The following is a 21,653-nucleotide window of genomic DNA, read 5'->3' on the forward strand; positions in this document are numbered from 1 at the left end:
GGCCCCCGCCGGGCCCGCAGCGGTCGAACCGACCCCCGCGCGCGCCCTCTCGTTCCACGCCGGAGGGCGCGAGACGGTAGCGTGCTGAGGAAGTAACCGACAGGGCGAGCGCGCGCCGAGCGGGTGCCCGGGGCGAGGAGCGATGGGTCAGAGCGAACGACCGGACGACGACGGGGACCAGCGGCGGGACGTGCCGGGCACGGACGCGCCGGGGCAGGGCGCGGGCCGTCCGGAGGAGGCCACCGGCCCCACCGAGGTGCTGTCGGTCGGACCCCGAACTCCCGGACGCGGCAGTGCCGTTCCGTTCCCCACCGTCGGTGACGGCCGCTACCGGCTGACCCGCCGGCTGGGCCGCGGCGGGATGGCCGAGGTGTTCGCGGCCCAGGACATCCGGCTGGGCCGGACCGTCGCCGTCAAGCTGCTGCGCTCGGAGCTCGCCGAGGACGACACCGCCCGGCTGCGCTTCACCCGGGAGGCGCACGCGGTCGCGGCGCTCAACCACCACTCGATCGTCGCGGTCTACGACACCGGCGAGGAGCAGCACGGCGGCGAGTCCACCCCGTACATCGTGATGGAGCTGGTCGAGGGCCGGACCGTGCGCGAGCTGCTGGTGGACGAGGAGGCGCCGCCGGTCGACCAGGCGCTGATCATCACCGCCGGAGTGCTGGAGGCGCTGGCCTACAGCCACCGGCACGGCATCGTGCACCGGGACATCAAGCCCGCCAACGTCATCATCACCACCGGCGGCGCGGTCAAGGTGATGGACTTCGGCATCGCCCGGGCGCTGGCCGGCGGCGCCACCACCATGACGCAGACCGGCATGGTGATGGGCACCCCGCAGTACCTGTCGCCGGAGCAGGCGCTCGGCAAGGCCGTCGACCACCGCTCCGACCTGTACGCGGCCGGCTGCATGCTGTACGAACTGCTCGCGCTGCGGCCGCCGTTCACCGGCGAGACGCCGCTGTCGGTGGTCTACCAGCACGTCCAGGACGCGCCGGTGCCGCCGTCCCGGGCCAACGACCGGGTGCCGCCGCCGCTGGACGGGCTGGTGCTGCGGGCGCTGGAGAAGAACCCGGACGACCGGTTCCAGAGCGCCGACGAGTTCCGCGCCCACGTGCAGCACGCGCTGCGGCAGATGCACGGCGCGGCCGGCGCGGGCTACCCGGCGGGCGCCGCGGGCCTGGCGGCGGCCGCCGCGGCCGGGGCCTGGGAGCACACCCCGTCGACCGGCTCCGCCTCGCTCACCGCGCCGGTCAACCCGGTCGCCGGGTCGGAGCCCACCGAGGCGATGCCGTACCAGGTCACCTCGGCCTACCAGACGCCCGCGAAGCCCTACCAGGGCCCGGGCGGTGGCGGCGGCGGTGGTGGCGGGGACGACGGCGAGGAGCCCGGGAAGCCGCACCGCCGCAACCCGTGGGGCTGGGTGCTGGGCGTGGTCGCGCTGGTGCTGGCCGCCACCATCGGGGTCGCGCTGGCGCTGACCGCCGGCGACGACAAGCCCACGCCGAAGGACGAGCAGACCACGGCGCCGGTGCAGAGCACCAGCGCCCAGCCGACCGGGAGCGCCCCGGTCGAGCGGCCCACTCCGTCCACGCCCACCCGCAGCCAGAACACCAGCCACCAGCCGGAGACCCCGGCCAGCACGCCGCCGGCCACCCCGACCCGCTCGACCAGCCCGTCGCCGTCCGCCACGAGCAGCGCCACCCGCTCGACCAGCCCGTCGCCGTCGGCCAGCGGCGGCGGCACCGCGAGCGGGAAGCCCAGCGAGGCGGCCAGCAGCCCGGCCGCGCCGCCGACCACCCCGAAGCCGACCGCCAGCACGCCGGGGGCCCTCGGCGACCTGTCGCTGCACCGGTAGGCGGGGCGCCGGGCCGGTGCGGGCGGGTCAGTTGGCGAACGCGTCCATGACCTGCTCGTACTCCTGGCACCACCAGGCCAGTTGGCCGGCCGCGGCCGGGAACAGCGGGTCGGCGCGGTGGTCGCGGCGCTGGTAGCGCCACTGCAGCATCCACAGGTCGTTCAGCCGCTCCCACCAGACCCGGTGGACGGCGCGGGCGACCTGTTCGGCGTCGGCGGCGCCGGTGGCCCGGTAGGCGCGGGCCCAGTGGCGGACCCGGGGCAGGTCGAGGACGCCGGTGGCGCGGTCGTTGAAGAGCAGGGTGGCGGCCCGGACGGCCTCCTCGGCGACCGGGTGCGGGGCGAGCTTGTCCCAGTCGAGGACGGCGCTGACGGTGTCGCCGAGGTAGAGCACGTTCAGGCCGTGGAAGTCGCCGTGGGTCCAGCCGGTGGGCGGGGCGTCCGCCGGTCCGGGGCGGCGGTGGCGGTGGGCGGCGAGCAGGTCGAGGCGCTGCGCGAGGTGCTGCTCGGCCCGCCGGTCGAAGGCGTCGTAGGGGCGGTGCGCGCGGGCCAGCGCGCGGAGTTCGGCGACGATCCGCTCGGTCTCCGCCACCTCGGCGCTGAGCACCCCGGCGGGCTGCCGCAGCGGCGGGCAGACTTCGGCCAGCGCGCCGTGCAAGGTGCCCAGCAGGGCGCCGAGTTCGCCGCACCGGGCGGGGTCGAGCGCGGTGCCGTGCCGGTGGTTTCCGGCCACCCACGGGTAGAGCGCGAACAGCCGTCCGCCGTGCGCGGTGACGGTGCGGCCGTCCCGGTTCGGGAGCGGGGCGGCCACCGGCAGGCCGCGGGCGGCCAGCGCGGTGGTGGCGCGGTGCTGGGCGGTGACCGCGGCCCGGTCGGCGGTGGCCGGGTCGACGTAGCACTTGAGGAAGTACCCGCCGTCGTCCGTGGAGACCCGGTAGCCCCGGTTGAGGAGGCCCTCCGCGACCGGTTCGACCGCGGTGGGCGGCGGGATCCGGTAGGCGCGCAGGACCCCGGCCACGGCGGCGTGCGCGACCGGGGGGCTGAGGGTTCCGACGGGGGGAGCGGTGGCGTCCGGGCGGGCCGGCGCGAGGGAGAGGGTCTGTCCGTCCGTCACGCACCGAGCCTATTACTCGGCGTGATGGGGCCTTGACACAGCGTGTGCGAATCTGCTCTCAGCGGTGCTGGTCGGCCTGCCGGCGGGCGACGTAGGCGGCGGCCTGGGTGCGGCGCTCCATGCCCATCTTGGCGAGCAGGCTGCTGACGTAGTTCTTCACGGTCTTCTCGGCCAGGTGCAGCTCGTTGCCGATCTGCCGGTTGGTCATCCCCTCGCCGATCAGATCGAGGATCCGGCGCTCCTGCTTCGTCAACTGCGCGATCCGCTCGTCCTCCTTCTCGCCCCCGTCGCGCAGCCGGGCCAGCACCCGGCTGGTGGCCACCGGGTCGAGCAGCGACTTCCCGGCGGCGACGTCGCGCACCGCGGAGAGCAGGTCGGTGCCGCGGATCGCTTTCAGGACATATCCCGAGGCCCCCGCCATGATCGAGTCGAACAGCGCCTCGTCGTCCGAGAAGGACGTCAGCATCAGGCATTTCACGGACGGGTCCTGCGAGCGGATCTCCCGGCACACCTCGACGCCGTTCCCGTCGGGAAGTCGGACGTCGAGCACCGCCACGTCCGGGTGGACCGCCGGAATGCGGTTCAGGGCCTCGGCGGCCGTCCCGGCCTCGCCGACCACCTCGATGTCGCCCTCCATGGAGAGCAGGTCGTGCACGCCGCGTCGGACCACTTCGTGATCATCGAGGAGAAAGACCCTGATATGTCCGTTATCAGTCATTTGCAAAGCCTCGCACAAATCGAGTCCCGTTACCCCCTTTCGCAGCGGGCCCCGCCCGGATACCGTGCGCTGGTGTCCTGACCGGAACGGGCAAGCCGCGCCACACCGTCGGTTTCCCGCCGGAGAACAACTAGGACGTCCTAGCGCAAAGGCGCCAAGGGGCGTCGCTGGGTAACGTTCTCGTGAGGGACGCCGTCGGAAAGGGAACACCGCCCGCCGCACTGGTGCGCACACCCACGCGCACGAGCCGGAGGGGCGATCCGGACCGGCCACCGGCGACCCCGGGCGGGCCGGACAGACCGAGGAGTGAACGTGACCGTCAAGAGCACGTCGAGGGCGCGCAAGAAGGCCGCACCCGGCGTCCCCGATCCCGCCCGGGCCGGCGTCGGCGCCGAGCCGGAGCTCGTGCAGCTGCTGACCCCGGAGGGCGAGCGGGTCGAGCACCCGGAATTCCCGCTCACCGTGACGCCGGAGGAGCTGCGCTCCCTGTACCGGGACCTGGTCCTGGTCCGGCGCTTCGACGCGGAAGCCACCTCGCTCCAGCGCCAGGGCGAACTGGGCCTGTGGGCCTCGCTGTTGGGCCAGGAGGCGGCCCAGGTCGGCTCCGGCCGCGCGATGCGGGCCGGCGACTACGCCTTCCCCACCTACCGCGAGCACGGCGTGGCCTGGTGCCGCGACGTCGACCCGCTGAACCTGCTCGGCATGTTCCGCGGCGTGAACAACGGCGGCTGGGACCCGAACGAGAAGAACTTCCACCTCTACACCATCGTGATCGGCTCGCAGACCCTGCACGCCACCGGCTACGCGATGGGCATCACCAAGGACGGCGCGGACGACGCGGTGATCGCCTACTTCGGCGACGGCGCCTCCAGCCAGGGCGACGTCAACGAGGCCTTCACCTTCGCCTCGGTCTACAACTCGCCCGTGGTGTTCTTCTGCCAGAACAACCAGTGGGCGATCTCCGAGCCCACCGCGCTGCAGACCCGCATCCCGCTGTACCGCCGCGCCTCCGGCTTCGGCTTCCCCGGCGTCCGGGTCGACGGCAACGACGTGCTTGCCGTCCTCGCGGTCACCCGCTGGGCGCTCGACCACGCCCGCACCGGCCAGGGCCCGGTCCTGGTGGAGGCGTTCACCTACCGGATGGGCGCGCACACCACCTCCGACGACCCGACCCGCTACCGGCAGTCCGAGGAGACCGAGGCCTGGAAGGCCAAGGACCCGATCCTGCGGCTGAAGGCCCACCTGGAGAAGGAGGGCCTCGTCGACGAGGCGTTCTTCGCCGCCGTCGAGGCCGAGAGCGAGACGCTGGGCCTGCGGGTCCGCGAGGGCGTCCGCTCGATGCCGGACCCCGACCCGACCCTGATCTTCGACCACGTGTACAGCGAGCCGCACCCCCTGGTGGACGAGGAACGCGCCGAGTACGAGGCGTACGCCGCCTCCTTCGAGGGTGGGGAGCACCACTGATGGCAGGCCAGCTCAGCATCGCCAAGGCGCTCAACGGGGCGCTGCGCAAGTCGCTGGAGAGCGACCCGAAGACCGTCCTGATGGGCGAGGACATCGGCAAGCTCGGCGGCGTCTTCCGGATCACCGACGGCCTGCAGAAGGACTTCGGGGACGACCGGGTGATCGACACCCCGCTCGCCGAGTCCGGCATCGTCGGCACCGCGATCGGCCTCGCGCTGCGCGGCTACCGCCCGGTGGTGGAGATCCAGTTCGACGGCTTCGTCTACCCGGCCTTCGACCAGATCGTCTCCCAGCTCGCCAAGATGCACGCCCGCGCGCTCGGCCACGTCAAGATGCCGATCACCGTGCGCATCCCGTACGGCGGCGGCATCGGCGCGGTCGAGCACCACAGCGAGTCGCACGAGGCGTACTTCGCGCACACCGCCGGCCTGCGGGTGGTCACCCCGTCCAGCGCGCACGACGCGCACTGGATGCTGCGCCAGTCCATCGAGTCGGACGACCCGGTGGTCTTCCTGGAGCCCAAGCGCCGCTACTGGGACAAGGGCGAGGTCGGCGAGGACCCGATGCTGCCGCTGCACGCGGCGCGGATCGTCCGGCCCGGCACCGACGCCACGCTGATCGCCTACGGCCCGATGGTCAAGGTCTGCCAGGAGGCCGCGCAGGCCGCCGAGGAGGACGGCCGCCGGCTGGAGGTGGTCGACCTGCGCTCGCTGTCGCCGATCGACTTCGCCACCCTGGAGGAGTCCGTCAAGCGCACCGGCCGCGGCATCGTCGTCCACGAGGCCCCGGTCTTCCTGGGCCTCGGCGCCGAGCTCGCCGCCCGGCTCACCGAGCGCTGCTTCTACCACCTGGAGGCGCCGATCCTGCGGGTCGGCGGCTACCACGCGCCCTACCCGCCGTCGCGGGTCGAGGAGACCTACCTCCCCGACCTGGACCGGGTGCTCGACGCCGTCGACCGCGCGCTGGCGTTCTGAACCGGGGGACGAGATGACCACTGACGTTCACTCGCTCCGCGAGTTCAAGATGCCCGACGTGGGCGAGGGCCTCACCGAGGCCGAGATCCTCACCTGGTACGTGCAGCCGGGCGACACCGTCACCGACGGGCAGGTGGTCTGCGAGGTGGAGACCGCCAAGGCCGCCGTCGAGCTGCCGATCCCGTTCACCGGCGTGGTCGAGGCGCTGCACTTCCCGGCGGGCGCCACCGTCGACGTCGGCACCTCGATCATCGCGGTGGCCGTCGCCGGCGCCGCCCCGGCGGCCGCGCCCGCGCCCGCTGCCGCCGCTCCCGCCCCGGCGGCGACGGCGGCCGAACCGGAGCCGGAGCGCCGCGAGGTGCTGGTCGGCTACGGTCCGCGCACCGGCTCGGTGCAGCGCCGCGCCCGGCGCACCAACGGGACGGCGGCGGCCCCCGCCCCCGCCCCGGTGGCGGCCCCCGCGCCGGCGCCCGTCGCGCCCGCCCCGGCGCCCGTGGCGTCCGCGCCCGTCGTCGAGGGGGAGCGCCCACTGGCCAAGCCGCCGGTGCGCAAGCTCGCCAAGGACCTCGGGATCGACCTGCGCGCCGTGGTGCCGACCGGCCCCGACGGCGTGATCACCCGCGAGGACGTGCACGCCGCGGCGAGCACCGCCGCCGAGGCGGTCGTCGAGCCGGTGGCGGCCCCCGCGGCCCCCGCGGCGGCGGCCGAGCCGGCCGCGGTGGCGCTGCCGGTGCCGAACGCGGCCGGTGACGTCCGGGTGCCGGTGAAGGGCGTGCGCAAGGCGACCGCGCAGGCGATGGTGGCCTCCGCGTTCACCGCGCCGCACGTCACCGAGTTCGTCCAGGTCGACGTGACCCGGACGATGAAGCTGGTGCGCAAGCTCAAGGAGAGCGGCGAACTGGGCGCCGGGGTGCGGGTCAGCCCGCTGCTGCTGGTCGCCAAGGCGCTGCTCACCGCCGTCAAGCGGCACCCGGAGATCAACGCCAGCTGGGACGAGGCGGCCCAGGAGATCGTCCTGCGGGGCGCGGTCAACCTCGGCATCGCCGCGGCCACCCCGCGCGGCCTGATCGTCCCGAACATCAAGGACGCGGGCTCCCGGACGCTCTCGCAACTGGCGGTGGCGCTCGGCGAGTTGGTGGAGACCGCGCGGCAGGGCAAGACCTCGCCGGCCGACATGGCGGGCGGCAGCATCACCATCACCAACGTCGGCGTGTTCGGCGTCGACACCGGCACCCCGATCCTGAACCCGGGCGAGGCGGCCATCCTGGCCTTCGGCGCCGTCCGGGAGCTGCCCTGGGTGCACAAGGGCAAGGTGGTGCCCCGGCAGGTCACCACGCTGGCGCTGTCCTTCGACCACCGGCTGGTCGACGGCGAGCTCGGCTCCAAGGTGCTGGCGGACACCGCCGCGATCCTGGAGTACCCGAAGCGCCTGATCACCTGGGGCTGACCGGCCCCGGCCCGGCGGGCCCCGCTCCGGACACCGGAGCGGGGCCCGCCGGCTTTTCCGGGGCCCGACCCCTACCGCAGCCCTGCGGCGGGGGCTTGAAGACAGGCCCTAGCCCCGGACGGAGCGCCAGCCGGCCAGGGCGAGGGCGTGGAAGCCCGCCGCGGCCGGGTCGGCCAGGCCGAGGGCGGCGACCAGCAGGGCGGCGGTGGCGGGGCGCGGGGCGGCGGTGCCGCGTTCGAGGTCGGACAGGGTGCGGATGCCGAGCCCGGCCTTGGCGGCGAGCTCCCGCTGGGTCAGCCGGGCGTCGCGCCGGTGGGCGCGCAGGGCGTGTCCGAAGGCCGTGCGCGGGTCGGTTTCGAGCCGGTGCTCCATGTGTCGTTTCCCCCTCGTGGTGCCGCTGTTCCCCGTCCGGCAGGGTATCCGGCCCGGGGGGTCACCAACTCCGCTGGGGTGCCGTGGAATTGGGGGTTCCGGCCGGGCCCGGGCGGGGAGTCGCGGGCGGGTCGCGCATTGGGCCGCCCGAGGGAGTTTCGCGCCGTCCGGGCCGGGGCCGGGGCCGGGATGGGTACGTGTGTGCGACCAAGCCGCCCGCGCAGTCAGGCCGGGCGGCCGTCGCAGCGGAGGACTCCCGCGTATGCCGACTGGTGCTCCCGGCCCCGTGATGCGTTGCGCGGCCGCCCTGCTCCTGGTGGCCGCCGCCGTGCTGCCCGCCGTGGTGGAACTCGCCTCGCCCGCGCCCTCGACCGCGATAGGGCCGCCGCCCGACCCGGACCGGGCCGCGCCGCCGGTCGTCCGCCCCGACCTGCGGGCCCCGGGCGCGCCCTCGGTGGACCTGCGGCTGACCGGCGACGCGACCAACCGGATCACCCTGGTGCTGCTCGGCGACGGCTACACCGCCGCCCAGCAGCCGCTGTTCCGGGAGCAGGCGGACCGGGCCTGGCGGGCGCTGCTGGAGATCGAGCCGTTCCGCACCTACCAGGGGTTCTTCAACATACGGCGGGTGGACGTGGTCTCCCCGGTCTCCGGGATCGCGGAGACCGAGAACGCCGGGAAGGCCACCGCCACCCCGCTCGGCATGCGCTTCTGGTGCGAGGGCACCGCCCGCCTGCTGTGCGCGGACGAGGAGGCCACCGCCCGCTGGGCCGGCCAGGGCGAGGGCCCGCAGTACCTGATCGCGCTGGCCAACTCCACCGAGTACGGCGGGGCGGGCGGCACCGGGGTGACCACCCTGGCGGGCGGCAGCCCGGACGCCGGGCGGATCATCCAGCACGAGATCGGCCACACCGTCGGCACCCTCGGCGACGAGTACGACTCGGCCCCGAACGACCCGGACTACCCGAACCTGTCCGAGCTGGACGCCGAGCAGATGCTGCGGGAGAGGACCAAGTGGTGGCACTGGCTGGGCGCCGAGTCGCCGGACGGCGGCGGCGTGGTCGGCGCGTACCGCAGCGCCAACGGCCTGTACCGGCCGACCGCGGACTCGGTGATGCGCACCCTCGGCGGCACGTACAACCTGCCCTCCCGGGAGGCGATCGTCGAGCAGCTGTACCGCCGGGTGAAGCCGACCGACGCGCCCGAACCGGCCCCCGGCGAGGTGGCCGGGCGGCCGAAGCTGCACGTCCGGCCGCTGGCGCTGACCGGGGCGCGGCAGCTGCGGATCGACTGGGCGCTGGACGGGCGGCCGGTGGAGGCGGCCAGCGCGGACGGCACCTGGCTGGACACCGGGGAGCTCGCGCTGGAGCCGGGCGGCCGGCACACCGTCACCGCGACCGTCCAGGACACCACCGACTGGGTGCGGGACGAGGCGTTCCGGGCCCAGTACATGACCCGGACGGTGAGCTGGACGCTGACCGGCTGAAAGCGGACGTCCGGGACGACCCCGGCCCAAAGGTCAGGTCATGGGATGACTAGCCTGGTTCCACTATGAGCGTGGACCCCGCCCGCACCGCACCGTCCCTGTCCGCCTCCGCCCCCCGTCCCCGCGCCGACGCCCCGCGCGACGCCCCGGCCGCGTTCCGCCCGCCGGGGGGCCGGGCCGCCTGGTTCGCCTGGTCGGTCGGCGTCAGCGTCTACGTCCTCGCCGTCGTGCACCGCACCAGCCTCGGCGTGGCCGGCCTGGACGCCGCCGACCGGTTCGGCATCGGCGCCTCCGCGCTGTCCACCTTCTCGATCCTGCAGGTCCTGGTGTACGCCGCGATGCAGGTCCCGGTCGGGCTGCTGGTCGACCGGATCGGCCCGCGCCGGGTGCTGCTGCTGGGCGTGGCGCTGATGAGCGCCGGGCAGCTGGCGTTCGCCTTCTCCACCGCGTTCGCGCCCGCGCTGGCCTCCCGCGCGGTGCTCGGCTGCGGCGACGCGATGACCTTCATCAGCGTGCTGCGGATCGCCGCCCGCTGGTTCCCGGCCGCCCGCAACCCGTTCGTCGCCCAGCTCACCGGCCTGGTCGGCACCGGCGGCAACCTGTTCACCACCGTGGTGCTCGCGCAGGCGCTGCACGGCGCCGGGTGGAGCACCACCTTCGGCGCGATCGCGCTGGCCGGCGCCGTGGTCTTCGCCGCCGTGCTGGGGCTGCTCCGGGAGGCCCCGCCCGGGGCGCCCGGGCAGGTCGCGCACGAGAGCCTCCGGCTGCCGGTCGGGCAGCAGATCCGGGCCGCCTGGTCCGAGCCCGGCACCCGGCTCGGCATGTGGGTGCACTTCACCACCGCGTTCCCGGCGTCCGCGTTCGGCCTGCTCTGGGGCATGCCCTACCTGGTCGAGGGGCAGGGCATGTCGCACGCCGGGGCGGGCGGCCTGCTCAGCCTGCTGGTGCTCAGCGGGATGGCCTTCGGCCTGCTGTTCGGCCGGCTGGTCTCGCGCACCGCCGCCGCCCGGCTGCCGATCGCCTTCGCCGTGCTCGGCGCCACCGCGCTCTGCTGGACGGCCGTGCTGGCCTGGCCGCACGGCCACCCGCCGCTGTGGCTGCTGGTGGTGCTGATGCTGGTGATGGGCAGCAACGGCCCGGCCTCGCTGATCGGCCTCGACTACGCCCGCGCGTACAACCCGGCCGAGCGGATGGGCACCGCCTCCGGGATCGCCAACATGGGCGGCTTCATCGGCTCGATGATCACCCTGCTGGGCGTCGGCGTGCTGCTGGACGCGCTGGCCGACCCGGGCGGCGGCACCCACGGCGCGCACGCCTACCGGGTGGCGTTCTGCTTCCAGCTGCTGCCGCTGCTGCTCGGGACGACGATGATCCTGCGGCTGCGCCGCAAGCTGGCCCCCCGCTAGCGGCTCAGGGGGTGCTCACCAGGTGGGTGAGCACCCGGGCGCCCAGCTCCTGGTCGCCGATCACGTTGACCAGCGCGGTCTCCGGACGGACCCGGCCGCAGCACAGCCGGACGAAGGTCTGCCAGTCCATCGACAGCCGCACCTCGGGGGCCAGCACCACCGACTCGTCCACGCTGCCCAGGCCGTCCGCGCCGACCCGCACGGTGCGCTGGAACGGCAGCGCGCCCGCGACGTCGAAGGCCACCGTGGAGCCGATCGGCGCGCCCGCGTGCTTGGCGACCTGCTTGGGCAGCGTCCCGATCAGCCAGTCCCTGGTCACCACCGCCGCCGGGGAGTCCAGGTTGCCCGGCACCTGGAGGGCGCGGCGCAGGTCCTGCTCGTGCACCCACACGTCGAAGGCGCGCAGCCGCAGCAGCGTCGCGTACGGGACGTCCCGGGCCAGCGGGCCGGCGGGGAAGCGCACCAGGTCGTCCGGGCCGTGCTTGGCAGCGCGCAGCGCCCGGGAGCGGCGGATCACCGTGTACTCCAGCTCGCTGGTGATCTCCACCGGCGTCCAGCAGCGGCGCTTGTCGACCGGCAGCTCCATGTACCGGGTGAACTCGTTGGTGACGTGCCGCAGGTCGCGCGGGAGGGCGTGGATCGGGCGCGGGTCGCCGAGCAGCTCCGACTCGACGCCGATGACGTGCGAGACGACGTCCCGCACGGACCAGCCGGTGCACTCGGTGGCCCGGTTCCAGGCGTCGGTCGGCAACGGGGCGAGCAGCTCGGATATGGACTCGATGGACTGCGTCCACGCGTCGGTGTACGCCTGCACGGTCTGGTTGTCCGCCACTGGTATCTCCGGCCCCTCCGTCGGCTTGCGTCGTCCCACGTCGCCCGGGCTGCCGAGACCTCGCACGGACGCGCATACGGCACGTTACGCTGCCGGGTGAGAGCAGGGCAGCGCTTTCGGGTGACGATCGTAGGACTCTTGCCGTGGACGGTGGTACTGTGCGCGCTTCATTGATCCAACTCGCGGTGTCGGACGCCGAACCGCCCGCCGAGCGGCGGGCCCGCACCGCGGCGCTGGTCCGCGCCCAGGAGGGCGCCGACCTGGTGGTGCTGCCGGAGCTGTGGCCGGTCGGCGGCTTCGCGTACGACGCCTGGTCGGCCGGCGCCGAACCGCTGGACGGACCGACCGCCGAGACGATGGCGGCCGCCGCGAAGGCGGTCGGCTGCTGGCTGCACGCCGGGTCGATCGTCGAACGGGACCCGGACGGCCCGATCTACAACACCTCGCTGCTGTTCGCGCCCGACGGCGAGCTGGTCCGCACCTACCGCAAGATCCACCGCTTCGGCTTCGACAGCGGCGAGGCCGTCGCGATGGGCGCCGGCCAGGAGATCGTCACCGCGGACGCGGGCTTCGCCGTGCTGGGCCTGGCCACCTGCTACGACCTGCGGTTCCCCGAGCTGTTCCGGGCGCTGCTGGACGGCGGGGCCGAGCTGCTGGTCGTCCCAGCCGCCTGGCCGGCCCGCCGGGGCGAGCACTGGAGCCTGCTGGCCCGCGCCCGGGCCGTCGAGGAGCAGGCCTTCGTGCTGGCCTGCAACACCGCGGGCACCCACGGCGGGGTCGAGCAGGCCGGGCGCAGCGTCGTGGTCGACCCGTGGGGCCGGGTGCTGGCCGAGGCCGGGCCGGACGAGCAGGTGCTGACCGTGGAGTTCGACCCGGCCGAGGTGGCGAAGAGCCGCGCCGAGTTCCCGGTGCACCGGGACCGGCTGCTCGGCATCCCCGCGCCCGTGCAGCGCTGAGGCCGTGCGGCGCTGGCGCCGTGCGGCGCTGAGGCCGACCCGCCCGACCCCGGGGGCCAGACGGCAAGGGCACGGAATTCTCCGTGCCCTTGGTCCGGATTGACCATTCCGGGGTACTCTGTGCGCGTTTTGTGAGCCGGGTTCCGGCCGCACGAGGGCGCGGCACGGAGAGGGGGCGGCCATGACCGCTGCGGGAGGCGGGGGCGGGCGCGCCCTGATCCGGCGCAACAGCCTCCGCGAACAGATCGCCGAAGCCCTGCGCGACGAGATGATGGCCGGCCGGCTCCCGGCCGGGCGGAACTTCACCGTCAAGGAGATCGCCGACATCTACGGCGTCTCCGCCACCCCCGCCCGGGAGGCGCTGGTCGACCTCGCCGCCCAGGGCCTGCTGGTCACCGAACCGCACCGGGGCTTCACCGTCCCCGAGTTCACCTGGGCCGACTTCCTGGAGATCTTCGAGGCCCGCACCCTGCTCACCGACAACGCGCTGCGCCACCTGTCCGCCCGCGGCGAGCTCGCCTACGACTGGTCCCGGCTGCCCTCGCTGCGCCGCCGGGCCGACGCCGCGGCCCGGGCCGCCCGGGCCGGGCAGCTGGACGTCCTGGTCGGCTGCGACCTGCGGTTCTGGCAGGAGGCCGCCGGGGTGCTGTGCAACGACCGGATCGCCGACTACCTGGGCTGGCTGCGGATCCAGTCCTGGATGTTCGCCGCCCCGCACCTGCGGGCCGCCGGCCCCGAGCTGGCCGGGGTCTGCTGGGACCGGCACGGCGAACTGGTCGACCGGATCGAGGCCCGGGACCGGACCGGGGCGCACCGGGTCGTCAACGAGTACAACCTGTTCACCGTCGAGCTGCTGGCCCGGCGGCTCGGCGAGTCACTGGACGGGGTGGCCGTGCTCCGGCTGCTGCGCGAGCCGGCCGCGCCCGCGGCGGCGCCCCCGGCGGCCGTCCCGGCCGCCCCGACGGTGGTGCGGCCGGCCGGCCCCGCCCCCCAACCGGCCCCCGCCGCCGTCGGGTTGGGCCGGGTGCCGATGCCGCGCTTCGTGCCCCCCGGGCGGTTCGCCCGGCCGTTCCGCCCGGGCAGCGGGGAGCCCGCCGCGGGCCGGTAGGGTTGGGGCCCGTTGCCCCCGCCAGCAGAGAGGACGAGCCGGCTCATGGCCTGCGACCTCTGGCTCGTCCCGCTCGTGGACGTGCTCTCCCACAGCCCCGAGAACCCGTTCCGCGAGGACCTCGCCCGCTACGACGCGGTGCTCGCCCAGCACGGGCTGCCGCCCGTCCCGGTGCACCCGTACGTGCCGGGCTTCTCCGGGGACGTCGAGGCGATAGCCGCGTTCGACTACGACTCGCTGCACTTCCTGCGCCGCGCCTACCTGTTGGGCCTCACCGGGTTCGAGGTGACGCCGGTGGACGCGCTCGGCGGCGACTACGAGCAGCTGCTGGAGATGTTCGAGTCCACCGCCGAACAGTCGCACCTGGTCTGGCACTTCGACCACGCGGGCGCGTACCTGCCGGTGGACTTCCAGACCCCGCTGGTTGGTGACGAACTCCTGGCCGCGGGCGGCCCGTTGGGGTCCTCATACGGGCTGCTGCGCGAACTCCAGGCGGTGGCACCGCTGTTGGGGATCGATCCGCTCAACCCCCCGCCGCCCACGAAGCCGTTGGGGCCCACCCAGCTGGAGCAGCCCTTCGGGCCGCCGATCGACGACTTCCACCCCTACGCGCGCGAGCGGCACGCCTGGTCCGGCCTCTACACGGCGGCGACCCGCAGCGTCACCCAGGGCTCGATGGTCGTCTTCGCCTGACGGAGCGGAGCGGACGTCGGAGCGCCCTCGTCGGGGCGCGCCCCCGTGCGGGGACGCGGCGGCGGAGCCGGGAGCCGACTCCGCCCGCCCCTCAGCGCAGCGGGCCCTCCGGGGGCCGCTGGCGCGGCATGGTGGGCCGGGTGCCGGGCGGGGGCAGGACGCGGACCTGGGCGCCGGAGCCGCCCTCGTGGCGGCCGCCCCAGGTGCCGGGGGCCTGGGTGGGGAGCTGGCTCATGCCGGCCCGGAACTCCAGCATCCACTCCGAGGTCTCGGTGCGGACCATGTCGGAGACGTCCTCGCAGAAGCGGCGCAGCACGCCCAGGCAGCGCTCGGCGGCCTCGCCCGCGGTGCCCTCGGTGGGGCCGAGGACCTCGCGGACGCACTCGGAGGCCCAGTCGAACTGGAAGGCCTCCAGGCGGCGCTGCAGGGCCTGCGCGGTGGAGACGTCGCGCATCCAGCCGGAGGTGAGCCCGAAGGCGCGGTCGGCGAGCAGCGAGGCGGCGGTCAGCGCGAGGCCGGTGTAGCCCCACTCCATCGCGTGCGGGAGCTCGCCGGTCAGCGAGGCCAGCGGGGCGGTGACGCCGCCGACGCCGAACACCGCGGCGGAGAACCGCAGCAGGCGGGCCCAGCGGCGCTTCCAGACCCGGTCCCGGCGGTACCAGTCGATCGCCTCGACGGCGCGCTCCTCCGACCAGCGGTAGAGCTCCTCCAGCCGTTCGGCGGGCTCGCCCCAGTCGCCGAGCGGGAACTGACGGGCGCTCAGGTCGGCGCGGCGGCGGGTCGGGGTCCGTCCGCCGGCGCCCGGGACGGACTGGTCGTCGTCGGCGACCTCCTTGCCCCAGGGGCTCTCCTCGGGCTGCATTTCCGGCTGGCTCACCTGTGGCGCTCCCTGTGGCGGGGTGACTGCGGAGGCCCGGCGGGCACCGGGACTGATCGGTACGGAGCCCGGCCGTCCGGGGGGTCGGGCGGCCGGTTCGTGGAACTGGCGGTTCGTGGCACGGCGGTGCGGACCCGTGGCGCCGCGGGCGGGTCGCAGCCGCCCATGGTGCCGTGCCCGGCGGTGCGGCCGGATCCGGGTCCAACAGCACTTCTTACCGCCAAATGGCTGACCGTGGGGGCGCTTCCGCAGTGATCGTTATGTGATTTCACCTCCGGAAGCCGAGGTGGGAGGGTTGCGGCGGCTGGCCGGATTTCACCCGTCCGAGCGAGGGTCGCGCGGGTCGTCGGTGTGACGGCACGGCTGTTCGGGGAAGTTCCTGTGCGTTCCTACGAATCCCGCCCGCCGGGCGGGCCCGGTGGTTCGGAGGTTCCGCCGGAGCCGCCGACGGTGCGGAACCGGCCACCGACTAGGGTTGGCAGGCGTGAAGGTCCTCGTCATCGGAACCGGCGCCCGCGAACACGCCCTGTGCCGCTCTCTGTCCCAAGACCCTGCCGTTACCGAGCTGCACTGCGCCCCGGGCAACGCCGGGATCGCGCGGGTCGCCACCCTGCACCCGGTCGACCAGCTGGACGGCGACGCCGTCACCGCGCTGGCCCGGGAGCTGGGTGCCGACCTGGTGGTGGTCGGCCCGGAGGCCCCGCTGGTGGCCGGCGTCGCCGAACCGCTGCGGGCGGCCGGCATCCCGGTCTTCGGCCCCGGCCGGGAGGCCGCGCAGCTGGAGGGCTCCAAGGCCTTCGCCAAGGACGTGATGGCCGCGGCCGGCGTCCCCACCGCGCGCTCCTACGTCTGCGTCACCGAGCGGGAGGCCGCCGAGGCGCTGGACGCGTTCGGCGCCCCGTACGTGGTGAAGGACGACGGCCTGGCGGCCGGCAAGGGCGTCGTGGTCACCGAGGACCGCGCCGCCGCGCTGGAGCACGCCGGGGCCTGCGAGCGCGTGGTCATCGAGGAGTACCTGGACGGCCCCGAGGTGTCGCTGTTCGCGATCACCGACGGCACCACGGTGCTCCCGCTCGTCCCCGCGCAGGACTTCAAGCGCGCGCTGGACGGCGACCGGGGCCCCAACACCGGCGGCATGGGCGCCTACTCGCCGCTGCCCTGGGCCCCCGAGGGCCTGGTCGCCGAGGTGCTGGAGACCGTCCTGCAGCCGACCGTGGACGAGCTGCGCCACCGCGGCACCCCGTTCTCCGGCCTGCTGTACGCGGGCCTGGCGCTGACCTCGCGCGGCACCCGGGTGATCGAGTTCAACGCCCGCTTCGGCGACCCGGAGACCCAGGTCGTGCTGGCCCGGCTGCGCACGCCGCTGGCCGGCGTGCTGCTGGCCGCCGCGAACGGCACGCTCGGCGAGCTGGAGCCGCTGCGCTGGTCCGACGAGGCCGCGGTCACCGTGGTGATGGCCTCCGAGGGCTACCCGGCGGACCCGCGCACCGGCGACCCGATCGAGGGCCTGGCCGAGGCGGAGGCCGACGGCACCGCGTTCGTGCTGCACGCGGGCACCAAGGCCGGCCCGGACGGCGGGGTGCTGACCGCGGGCGGCCGGGTGCTGTCCGTCACCGCCGTCGGCGCGGACCTCGCCGAGGCCCGGGAGAAGGCCTACGCGGGCGTCGCGCGGATCTCCTTCAAGGGCGGCCAGCACCGCACCGACATCGCGGCGAAGGCCGCCCGGTAGCGGCCCGGCCGCAGCCCAGTAGCAGAACGCTCCCGCGGGGCGCCGTGCCCGGACCGACCCGTCCGGACGCAGCGCCCCGCGGCGTTTCCCGAGGTCGCGGCGGTCAGCCCGGTGGCCGGAAAACCAGTCCTTCGGGTGATGGGCGGCGCATCCTGCTGACGGGGCGCGAGCGCGGGCCTTAGGGTGCGCTGCATCGCGCCGGAGCGGGGGTCGGGGCGCGGACGCGGCTCGTCGCCCCGGCGCGCCGGGGGGATGCTGGGAGCGGTGGCGCGCCCCGCCGCGGTGTCACCAGGACGGGTGGAATCGCCGGAGTTCCGGAACACCAGCCCGCACCGCGGCGTCGAGACTCGTGGGAGAGCGCCACGCGAGTCGTACCACCGGGTTCGGCATCCGCCGCTTCCCGTACCGGAAACGATCGAGTCGAGTCGGCTGCGAAGGGGGTGCCGCGGCGATGGCTGCAGTGGACACCGCACGCGCACGAGCCCAGGCCGTCCTGCGTCTGCGCGGACGGGCCGTGGCCGCCGCCGCGCTGCCCGCCGCCTGCGCGGTGGTGCTGCTGGCCGGGCGGTTCACCGGGCACATAGGCGCCCCCGGGGCGCCGGACGCCCCGCTCTGGGACGGCGTCCGCTGGGCGGTCTGCGCGGTCGCCGCGCTGACCCTGGCGCTGGCCGCGCTCGCGGTCCGGGCGCACCGCCGGGCCGTCCCGCCCGCCACCCCGGCGGTGCCGCTGGCCCGGGCCGACGCGCCCGAGCTGTACCGGCTGATCGAGGAGCTGGCCGAGCGGCTCGACGTCCCCGCGCCCGCCGCGATCGCACTCACCCCGGACTGCGACAGCTGGCTGGAGGAACCGCCCGGCCCGGCCCGGCGGACCGGGCCGCCCGGCTCGGTGCTGGTGATCGGCTCCCCGTTCCTGTGGTGGATGCGGGCCGCCGAACTGCGCGCCCTGCTGGCCCCCGTGGTGGCCGGCACCGCCGGCGCAGCCGACCCGGACATCGCCGCCGCCCGCCGCTGGCTGCGCACCCTGGACGCCTCGCTCGGCGACCGGCACCGGGGCCCCGCCGCGCTGGTCGACCTGGTCGACCGGCGGCTGCTGGGCGCCTGCCGCGAGCACTCCGCCGAGCTGGAGCACGCCGTCGCCGCCCGGGCCTCCGAGCGGGCCCGGTCGGTCGACTACGGGCCGCGGATCGCCGCTCAGGCCCAGGTCGGCCTGGCCTACGCGGGGTGGGATCGGCTGCTCACCCGGGTCGCGCTGCCCGCCTGGCGGCTGGGCCTGCACCCCGCCCACCTGAACGCGGGCGTGGTCTCCGCGCTGACCGAGCTGTCCCGCCGCGACCGGCTCGCCGACGGCTACGGCAACCGGCTCGACGACCGCCCCGCCTGCGACCTGCTGGAGGAGCCCGGCCTGGCCGACACCCGGATCTCCCGGCTGGCCGCCGAACTGCTGCACGAGGAGCCCGCCGACGGCTGGCAGCCGCTCGACTGGGAGGACTACCCGCGCCTGGTGGTCGACCGCGGCTGGCGCGCCCAGGCCGCCGCGCTGCAGGCCGCGCTCGGCGACGACCGCCCCGGCACCGGCCCGGCGCTGGACAAGCTGCTGGCCCGGCTGGCGGCCGGCGAGGCCGAGCGGCTGTCCGCCGCACTGGCCGGCCAGGTGGCGCGCGCCGCCCGGGTCGCGCCCCCGCTGCCACCCGTGCGCAGCGGCCGCGACCTGCTGGTCGAGCACCTCACCGCCACGGTCTGCTGCGCCGCGGTGGACGCCGGCACCGCCACCCCCGGACTGGACTGGCTGGACGGCCCGGTGCTGCTCTGCTCCGCCGCGCCCCGGGCCGAGCTGGCCCCCGCGGTGGCGATGGCGGTCGAGGACGGGCAGGACGGCCCGCTGCGGGCCTGGCTGGAACGGGCCGGGATCAGGGTCGAGCGCCCGGTGCGCCTTTCGGGCTGAACCGGGACGGTCCGGGACCGTCCCGGGGAACCCGGTTTCATTCGTAGCAATTGCTACGGTGGGGTGACGCTTCGCCGTCCAACTGTGGTGTGCTGTTCGGCACGCACATCCGCGTGGCAATTGCCAACCCTCGGCGGGCGTGCGAAGGGGTGGGGAGGGGCGCGTGGGGACGGAGTCCAACCGCCGGTGGGAGTCCGGCACGTTGGCGCACGGGGTGAGCGACCCGTTCGGGCAGGGCCCGCTGCCCTGGCTGCGCAGCCCGGACCACTACCTGGCGGAGGGCGAGGGCGTCGTCCCCTGGTACGTGAGCGTGGACGCCCCCGGGCAGCGGCCGGTGGACGGCCCGGCCCGGCCGCGGCCGGCGGTGAGCGGGCCGCGCAACGCGGACGACGTGCGCCGGCAGATCAAGGGCTTCGCCTCGCCCGGCGTGGCCCGACCGGGCGGCGCGGTCGACCTGCGGGTGACGGTGGAGCCGCCGCAGGAGTTCCAGGTCGACGTCTACCGGATCGGCCACGACGGCGGCGACGGCGCCCGGCAGGTGTACTCCAGCCCGCTGATCTCCGGCCTCGCCCAGCCCGCGCCGATGGTCGCCGACCGCACCGTCTCCTGCCACCACTGGTGGCTGTCCTGGCGGCTGCAGGTCCCGACCGACTGGCGCCCGGGCGCGTACGTCGCCGTGCTGACCACCGCCGACGGCGGCCACCGCAGCCACATCCCGTTCACCGTGCGGGACTTCGACCCGGCCGACCTGCTGCTGGTGCTGCCGGACGTCACCTGGCAGGCGTACAACCTGTTCCCCGAGGACGGGCAGCTGGGCGCCAGCCTCTACCACGCCTGGGACGGGGGCGGGCACCTGGTCGGGGAGGGCGAGGCGGCCGTCACGGTCTCCTTCGACCGGCCGCACGCCGGGGCCGGGCTGCCGCTGCACGTCGGGCACGCCTACGACTTCATCCGCTGGGCCGAGCGCTACGGCTACGACCTGGGCTACGCCACCGCGACCGACCTGCACGCCGGACTGGTGGACGCCTCCCGCTACAAGGCACTGGTCTTCCCCGGGCACGACGAGTACTGGTCCGAGCCGATGCGGCGGGCCGCCGAGCGGGCCCGGGACGGCGGCACCTCGCTGGTGTTCCTCTCCGCGAACAGCGTGTACTGGCGGGTCGAGCTGTCGGCGGGCGCCGACGGCGCGCCGTCCCGGCTGCTGAACTGCCGCAAGCGCCAGCGGGTCGCCGCCGACCACCCCGCCGCCGGCGTGCCGGGCGCGTCCTCCGCGCTGTGGCGGGACGCCGGGGAGCCCGAGCAGCACCTGCTGGGCGTCCAGTACGCGGGCAGCGTGCCCGCGCCGGTGCCGCTGGTGGCCCGCAACACCGGCCACTGGCTGTGGCAGGGGACCGGCCTGGCGGACGGCGAGGAGCTGCCCGGCCTGGTCGCCGGCGAGGCCGACCGCTACTACCCGAAGGTCCAACTGCCCGCGCACACCGAGCGGGTGCTGCTCGCGCACTCCCCGTACCGGGACGCGGCCGGCCGGGCCACCCACCAGGAGACCTCGCTCTACCGGGCGCCCAGCGGCGCGTACGTGTTCGCCGCCGGGACGTTCGCCTGGTCGCCCGCGCTGGACCGGCCCGGCCACACCGACGAGCGGATCCAGCGCGCCACCGCCAACCTGCTGGACCGGCTCTGCAAGGAGGGGCGCTCCGGCGGCTGACCCGGCGGGCGTGAAAGACTCGGTCGCAGAGCCCCCCAGCTGTGAGGACTGACTGACCGTGAGCGGATTCGTCACCAAGCCCGAGCCGGTCCAGGTGCCCGGCCTGGTCCACCTGCACACCGGCAAGGTGCGCGACCTGTACCGGGACGCGGCCGGCAACCTGGTGATGGTGGCCAGCGACCGGACCTCCGCCTACGACTGGGTGCTGCCCAACGAGATCCCGGACAAGGGCCGGATCCTCACCCAGCTCTCGCTGTGGTGGTTCGAGCGGATCGCCGACATCGTCCCCAACCACGTCGTCTCCACCGAGCTGCCCGCCGGCGCCCCCGCCGGCTGGGCCGGGCGCACCCTGGTCTGCCGCAGCCTCGACATGATCCCGGTGGAGTGCGTCGCCCGCGGCTACCTGGCCGGCTCCGGCCTGGAGGAGTACCGGGTCTCCCGCACGGTGTGCGGCGTCGCGCTGCCCGAGGGCCTGGACAACGGCTCCGAGCTGCCCGGCCCGATCTACACCCCGGCGCTCAAGGCCGAGGTCGGCGAGCACGACGAGAACGTCCCCTACGAGGAGACCGCCCGCCGGATCGGCGCCGAACTCGCCGCCACGCTGCGCCAGACCACCCTCGCGGTGTACTCCCGGGCCCGGGACATCGCCCGCGAGCGCGGCCTGATCCTGGCCGACACCAAGTTCGAGTTCGGCCTGCTGGACGGCGAGCTGGTGATCGGCGACGAGGTGCTCACCCCCGACTCCTCGCGCTTCTGGCCGGCCGACGCGTGGGAGCCCGGCCACGACCAGCCGTCCTTCGACAAGCAGATCATCCGCGACTGGCTGACCTCGCCGGCCTCCGGCTGGGACCGCAAGAGCGAGAACCCGCCGCCGAAGCTGCCCGACGAGGTGGTCGCGCACACCCGGCAGCGCTACATCGACGCGTACGAGAAGCTCACCGGCCTCCCCTGGAAGTGACGCCCCCGCACGGCC

18 protein-coding genes are annotated in these 21,653 nt (G+C 75.1%); 13 read left to right on the forward strand and 5 right to left on the reverse strand.

Going from position 1 to position 21,653, the window contains the following annotated elements; all coding sequences use genetic code 11:
* Positions 1-142: 142 nt before the first annotated feature.
* A complete protein-coding gene (locus tag ACZ3J7_RS08900; RefSeq protein WP_465618316.1) occupies positions 143-1,858 on the forward strand; it encodes a protein kinase domain-containing protein in 1,716 nt (571 codons plus the stop codon).
* Positions 1,859-1,885: 27 nt separating this feature from the next.
* Here the strand turns inward: ACZ3J7_RS08900 and ACZ3J7_RS08905 are convergent, their stop codons facing one another.
* Both ACZ3J7_RS08905 and ACZ3J7_RS08910 read right to left on the reverse strand, forming a co-directional pair.
* A complete protein-coding gene (locus tag ACZ3J7_RS08905; protein WP_465618317.1) occupies positions 1,886-2,971 on the reverse strand; it encodes a phosphotransferase enzyme family protein in 1,086 nt (361 codons plus the stop codon).
* 58 nt (positions 2,972-3,029) lie between these two features.
* A complete protein-coding gene (locus ACZ3J7_RS08910; RefSeq protein ID WP_465618319.1) occupies positions 3,030-3,689 on the reverse strand; it encodes a response regulator in 660 nt (219 codons plus the stop codon).
* A gap of 312 nt (positions 3,690-4,001) precedes the next feature.
* Here ACZ3J7_RS08910 and pdhA point away from each other — a divergent pair, with 312 nt between their 5' ends.
* The 3 genes from pdhA to ACZ3J7_RS08925 are packed head-to-tail and all read left to right on the forward strand — an operon-like array spanning position 4,002 to position 7,574.
* The gene (gene pdhA / locus ACZ3J7_RS08915) at positions 4,002-5,153 is read left to right on the forward strand and encodes a pyruvate dehydrogenase (acetyl-transferring) E1 component subunit alpha (protein WP_465618321.1); all 1,152 of its coding nucleotides are present in this window, start codon (positions 4,002-4,004) and stop codon (positions 5,151-5,153) included.
* Positions 5,153-6,127, forward strand: coding sequence for an alpha-ketoacid dehydrogenase subunit beta (locus ACZ3J7_RS08920; protein WP_465618323.1), 975 nt, complete (start codon positions 5,153-5,155; stop codon positions 6,125-6,127). The genes pdhA and ACZ3J7_RS08920 overlap by 1 nt, the downstream gene beginning before the upstream one ends.
* Positions 6,128-6,140: 13 nt before the next feature.
* Entirely contained in the window at positions 6,141-7,574 is a 1,434-nt protein-coding gene (locus tag ACZ3J7_RS08925; RefSeq protein ID WP_465618325.1) for a dihydrolipoamide acetyltransferase family protein, read from the forward strand.
* A 108-nt stretch (positions 7,575-7,682) separates the two neighbouring features.
* Here the strand turns inward: ACZ3J7_RS08925 and ACZ3J7_RS08930 are convergent, their stop codons facing one another.
* Positions 7,683-7,946: a helix-turn-helix domain-containing protein gene (locus tag ACZ3J7_RS08930; RefSeq protein ID WP_465618327.1), complete on the reverse strand. Its 264-nt coding sequence runs from the start codon at positions 7,944-7,946 to the stop codon at positions 7,683-7,685.
* Between the two features lie 262 nt (positions 7,947-8,208).
* On the opposite strand from ACZ3J7_RS08930, the gene ACZ3J7_RS08935 reads away from it, so the two are divergent.
* A complete protein-coding gene (locus tag ACZ3J7_RS08935; RefSeq protein ID WP_465618329.1) occupies positions 8,209-9,432 on the forward strand; it encodes a M64 family metallopeptidase in 1,224 nt (407 codons plus the stop codon).
* 65 nt (positions 9,433-9,497) lie between these two features.
* Complete coding sequence (locus ACZ3J7_RS08940) at positions 9,498-10,838, forward strand: MFS transporter (RefSeq protein ID WP_465618331.1); 1,341 nt, start codon at positions 9,498-9,500, stop codon at positions 10,836-10,838.
* Positions 10,839-10,842: 4 nt separating this feature from the next.
* Here the strand turns inward: ACZ3J7_RS08940 and ACZ3J7_RS08945 are convergent, their stop codons facing one another.
* Positions 10,843-11,670 (reverse strand): maleylpyruvate isomerase family mycothiol-dependent enzyme, encoded by an 828-nt coding sequence (locus ACZ3J7_RS08945; RefSeq protein WP_465618333.1) that lies wholly within the window; start codon positions 11,668-11,670, stop codon positions 10,843-10,845.
* Between the two features lie 158 nt (positions 11,671-11,828).
* Between ACZ3J7_RS08945 and ACZ3J7_RS08950 the strand changes: the two genes are divergently transcribed.
* From ACZ3J7_RS08950 to ACZ3J7_RS08960, 3 genes are all read left to right on the forward strand, one after another.
* A complete protein-coding gene (locus ACZ3J7_RS08950) occupies positions 11,829-12,626 on the forward strand; it encodes a carbon-nitrogen family hydrolase (RefSeq protein WP_465618335.1) in 798 nt (265 codons plus the stop codon).
* Between the two features lie 181 nt (positions 12,627-12,807).
* Positions 12,808-13,734: a GntR family transcriptional regulator gene (locus ACZ3J7_RS08955; protein WP_465618336.1), complete on the forward strand. Its 927-nt coding sequence runs from the start codon at positions 12,808-12,810 to the stop codon at positions 13,732-13,734.
* Between the two features lie 45 nt (positions 13,735-13,779).
* Positions 13,780-14,427, forward strand: a complete 648-nt coding sequence (locus tag ACZ3J7_RS08960; protein WP_465618338.1) for a hypothetical protein — start codon at positions 13,780-13,782, stop codon at positions 14,425-14,427.
* Between the two features lie 91 nt (positions 14,428-14,518).
* Here the strand turns inward: ACZ3J7_RS08960 and ACZ3J7_RS08965 are convergent, their stop codons facing one another.
* Positions 14,519-15,304, reverse strand: a complete 786-nt coding sequence (locus ACZ3J7_RS08965) for an SLATT domain-containing protein (RefSeq protein WP_465618339.1) — start codon at positions 15,302-15,304, stop codon at positions 14,519-14,521.
* Between the two features lie 484 nt (positions 15,305-15,788).
* On the opposite strand from ACZ3J7_RS08965, the gene purD reads away from it, so the two are divergent.
* The 4 genes from purD (at position 15,789) to ACZ3J7_RS08985 (ending at position 21,638) form a co-directional block, all read left to right on the forward strand.
* The gene (gene purD / locus ACZ3J7_RS08970) at positions 15,789-17,033 is read left to right on the forward strand and encodes a phosphoribosylamine--glycine ligase (protein ID WP_465618341.1); all 1,245 of its coding nucleotides are present in this window, start codon (positions 15,789-15,791) and stop codon (positions 17,031-17,033) included.
* Positions 17,034-17,484: 451 nt separating this feature from the next.
* Positions 17,485-18,975, forward strand: a complete 1,491-nt coding sequence (locus ACZ3J7_RS08975; RefSeq protein WP_465618343.1) for a hypothetical protein — start codon at positions 17,485-17,487, stop codon at positions 18,973-18,975.
* A 163-nt stretch (positions 18,976-19,138) separates the two neighbouring features.
* A complete protein-coding gene (locus ACZ3J7_RS08980) occupies positions 19,139-20,680 on the forward strand; it encodes a N,N-dimethylformamidase beta subunit family domain-containing protein (protein WP_465618345.1) in 1,542 nt (513 codons plus the stop codon).
* 58 nt (positions 20,681-20,738) lie between these two features.
* Positions 20,739-21,638, forward strand: coding sequence for a phosphoribosylaminoimidazolesuccinocarboxamide synthase (locus tag ACZ3J7_RS08985; RefSeq protein WP_465618347.1), 900 nt, complete (start codon positions 20,739-20,741; stop codon positions 21,636-21,638).
* Positions 21,639-21,653: the final 15 nt, after the last annotated feature.

It is taken from the genome of Kitasatospora sp. NPDC015121, assembly GCF_055562955.1.

What these genes read in the sequence shown, in the direction of transcription:
- ACZ3J7_RS08900 (WP_465618316.1), top strand. Translation starts at nt 143, where the DNA reads ATGGGTCAGAGCGAACGACCGGACGACGACGGGGACCAGCGGCGGGAC.
- ACZ3J7_RS08910 (WP_465618319.1), bottom strand. Translation starts at nt 3,689, where the DNA reads ATGACTGATAACGGACATATCAGGGTCTTTCTCCTCGATGATCACGAA.
- ACZ3J7_RS08920 (WP_465618323.1), top strand. Translation starts at nt 5,153, where the DNA reads ATGGCAGGCCAGCTCAGCATCGCCAAGGCGCTCAACGGGGCGCTGCGC.
- ACZ3J7_RS08925 (WP_465618325.1), top strand. Translation starts at nt 6,141, where the DNA reads ATGACCACTGACGTTCACTCGCTCCGCGAGTTCAAGATGCCCGACGTG.
- ACZ3J7_RS08930 (WP_465618327.1), bottom strand. Translation starts at nt 7,946, where the DNA reads ATGGAGCACCGGCTCGAAACCGACCCGCGCACGGCCTTCGGACACGCC.
- ACZ3J7_RS08935 (WP_465618329.1), top strand. Translation starts at nt 8,209, where the DNA reads ATGCCGACTGGTGCTCCCGGCCCCGTGATGCGTTGCGCGGCCGCCCTG.
- ACZ3J7_RS08940 (WP_465618331.1), top strand. Translation starts at nt 9,498, where the DNA reads ATGAGCGTGGACCCCGCCCGCACCGCACCGTCCCTGTCCGCCTCCGCC.
- ACZ3J7_RS08955 (WP_465618336.1), top strand. Translation starts at nt 12,808, where the DNA reads ATGACCGCTGCGGGAGGCGGGGGCGGGCGCGCCCTGATCCGGCGCAAC.
- ACZ3J7_RS08960 (WP_465618338.1), top strand. Translation starts at nt 13,780, where the DNA reads ATGGCCTGCGACCTCTGGCTCGTCCCGCTCGTGGACGTGCTCTCCCAC.
- ACZ3J7_RS08975 (WP_465618343.1), top strand. Translation starts at nt 17,485, where the DNA reads ATGGCTGCAGTGGACACCGCACGCGCACGAGCCCAGGCCGTCCTGCGT.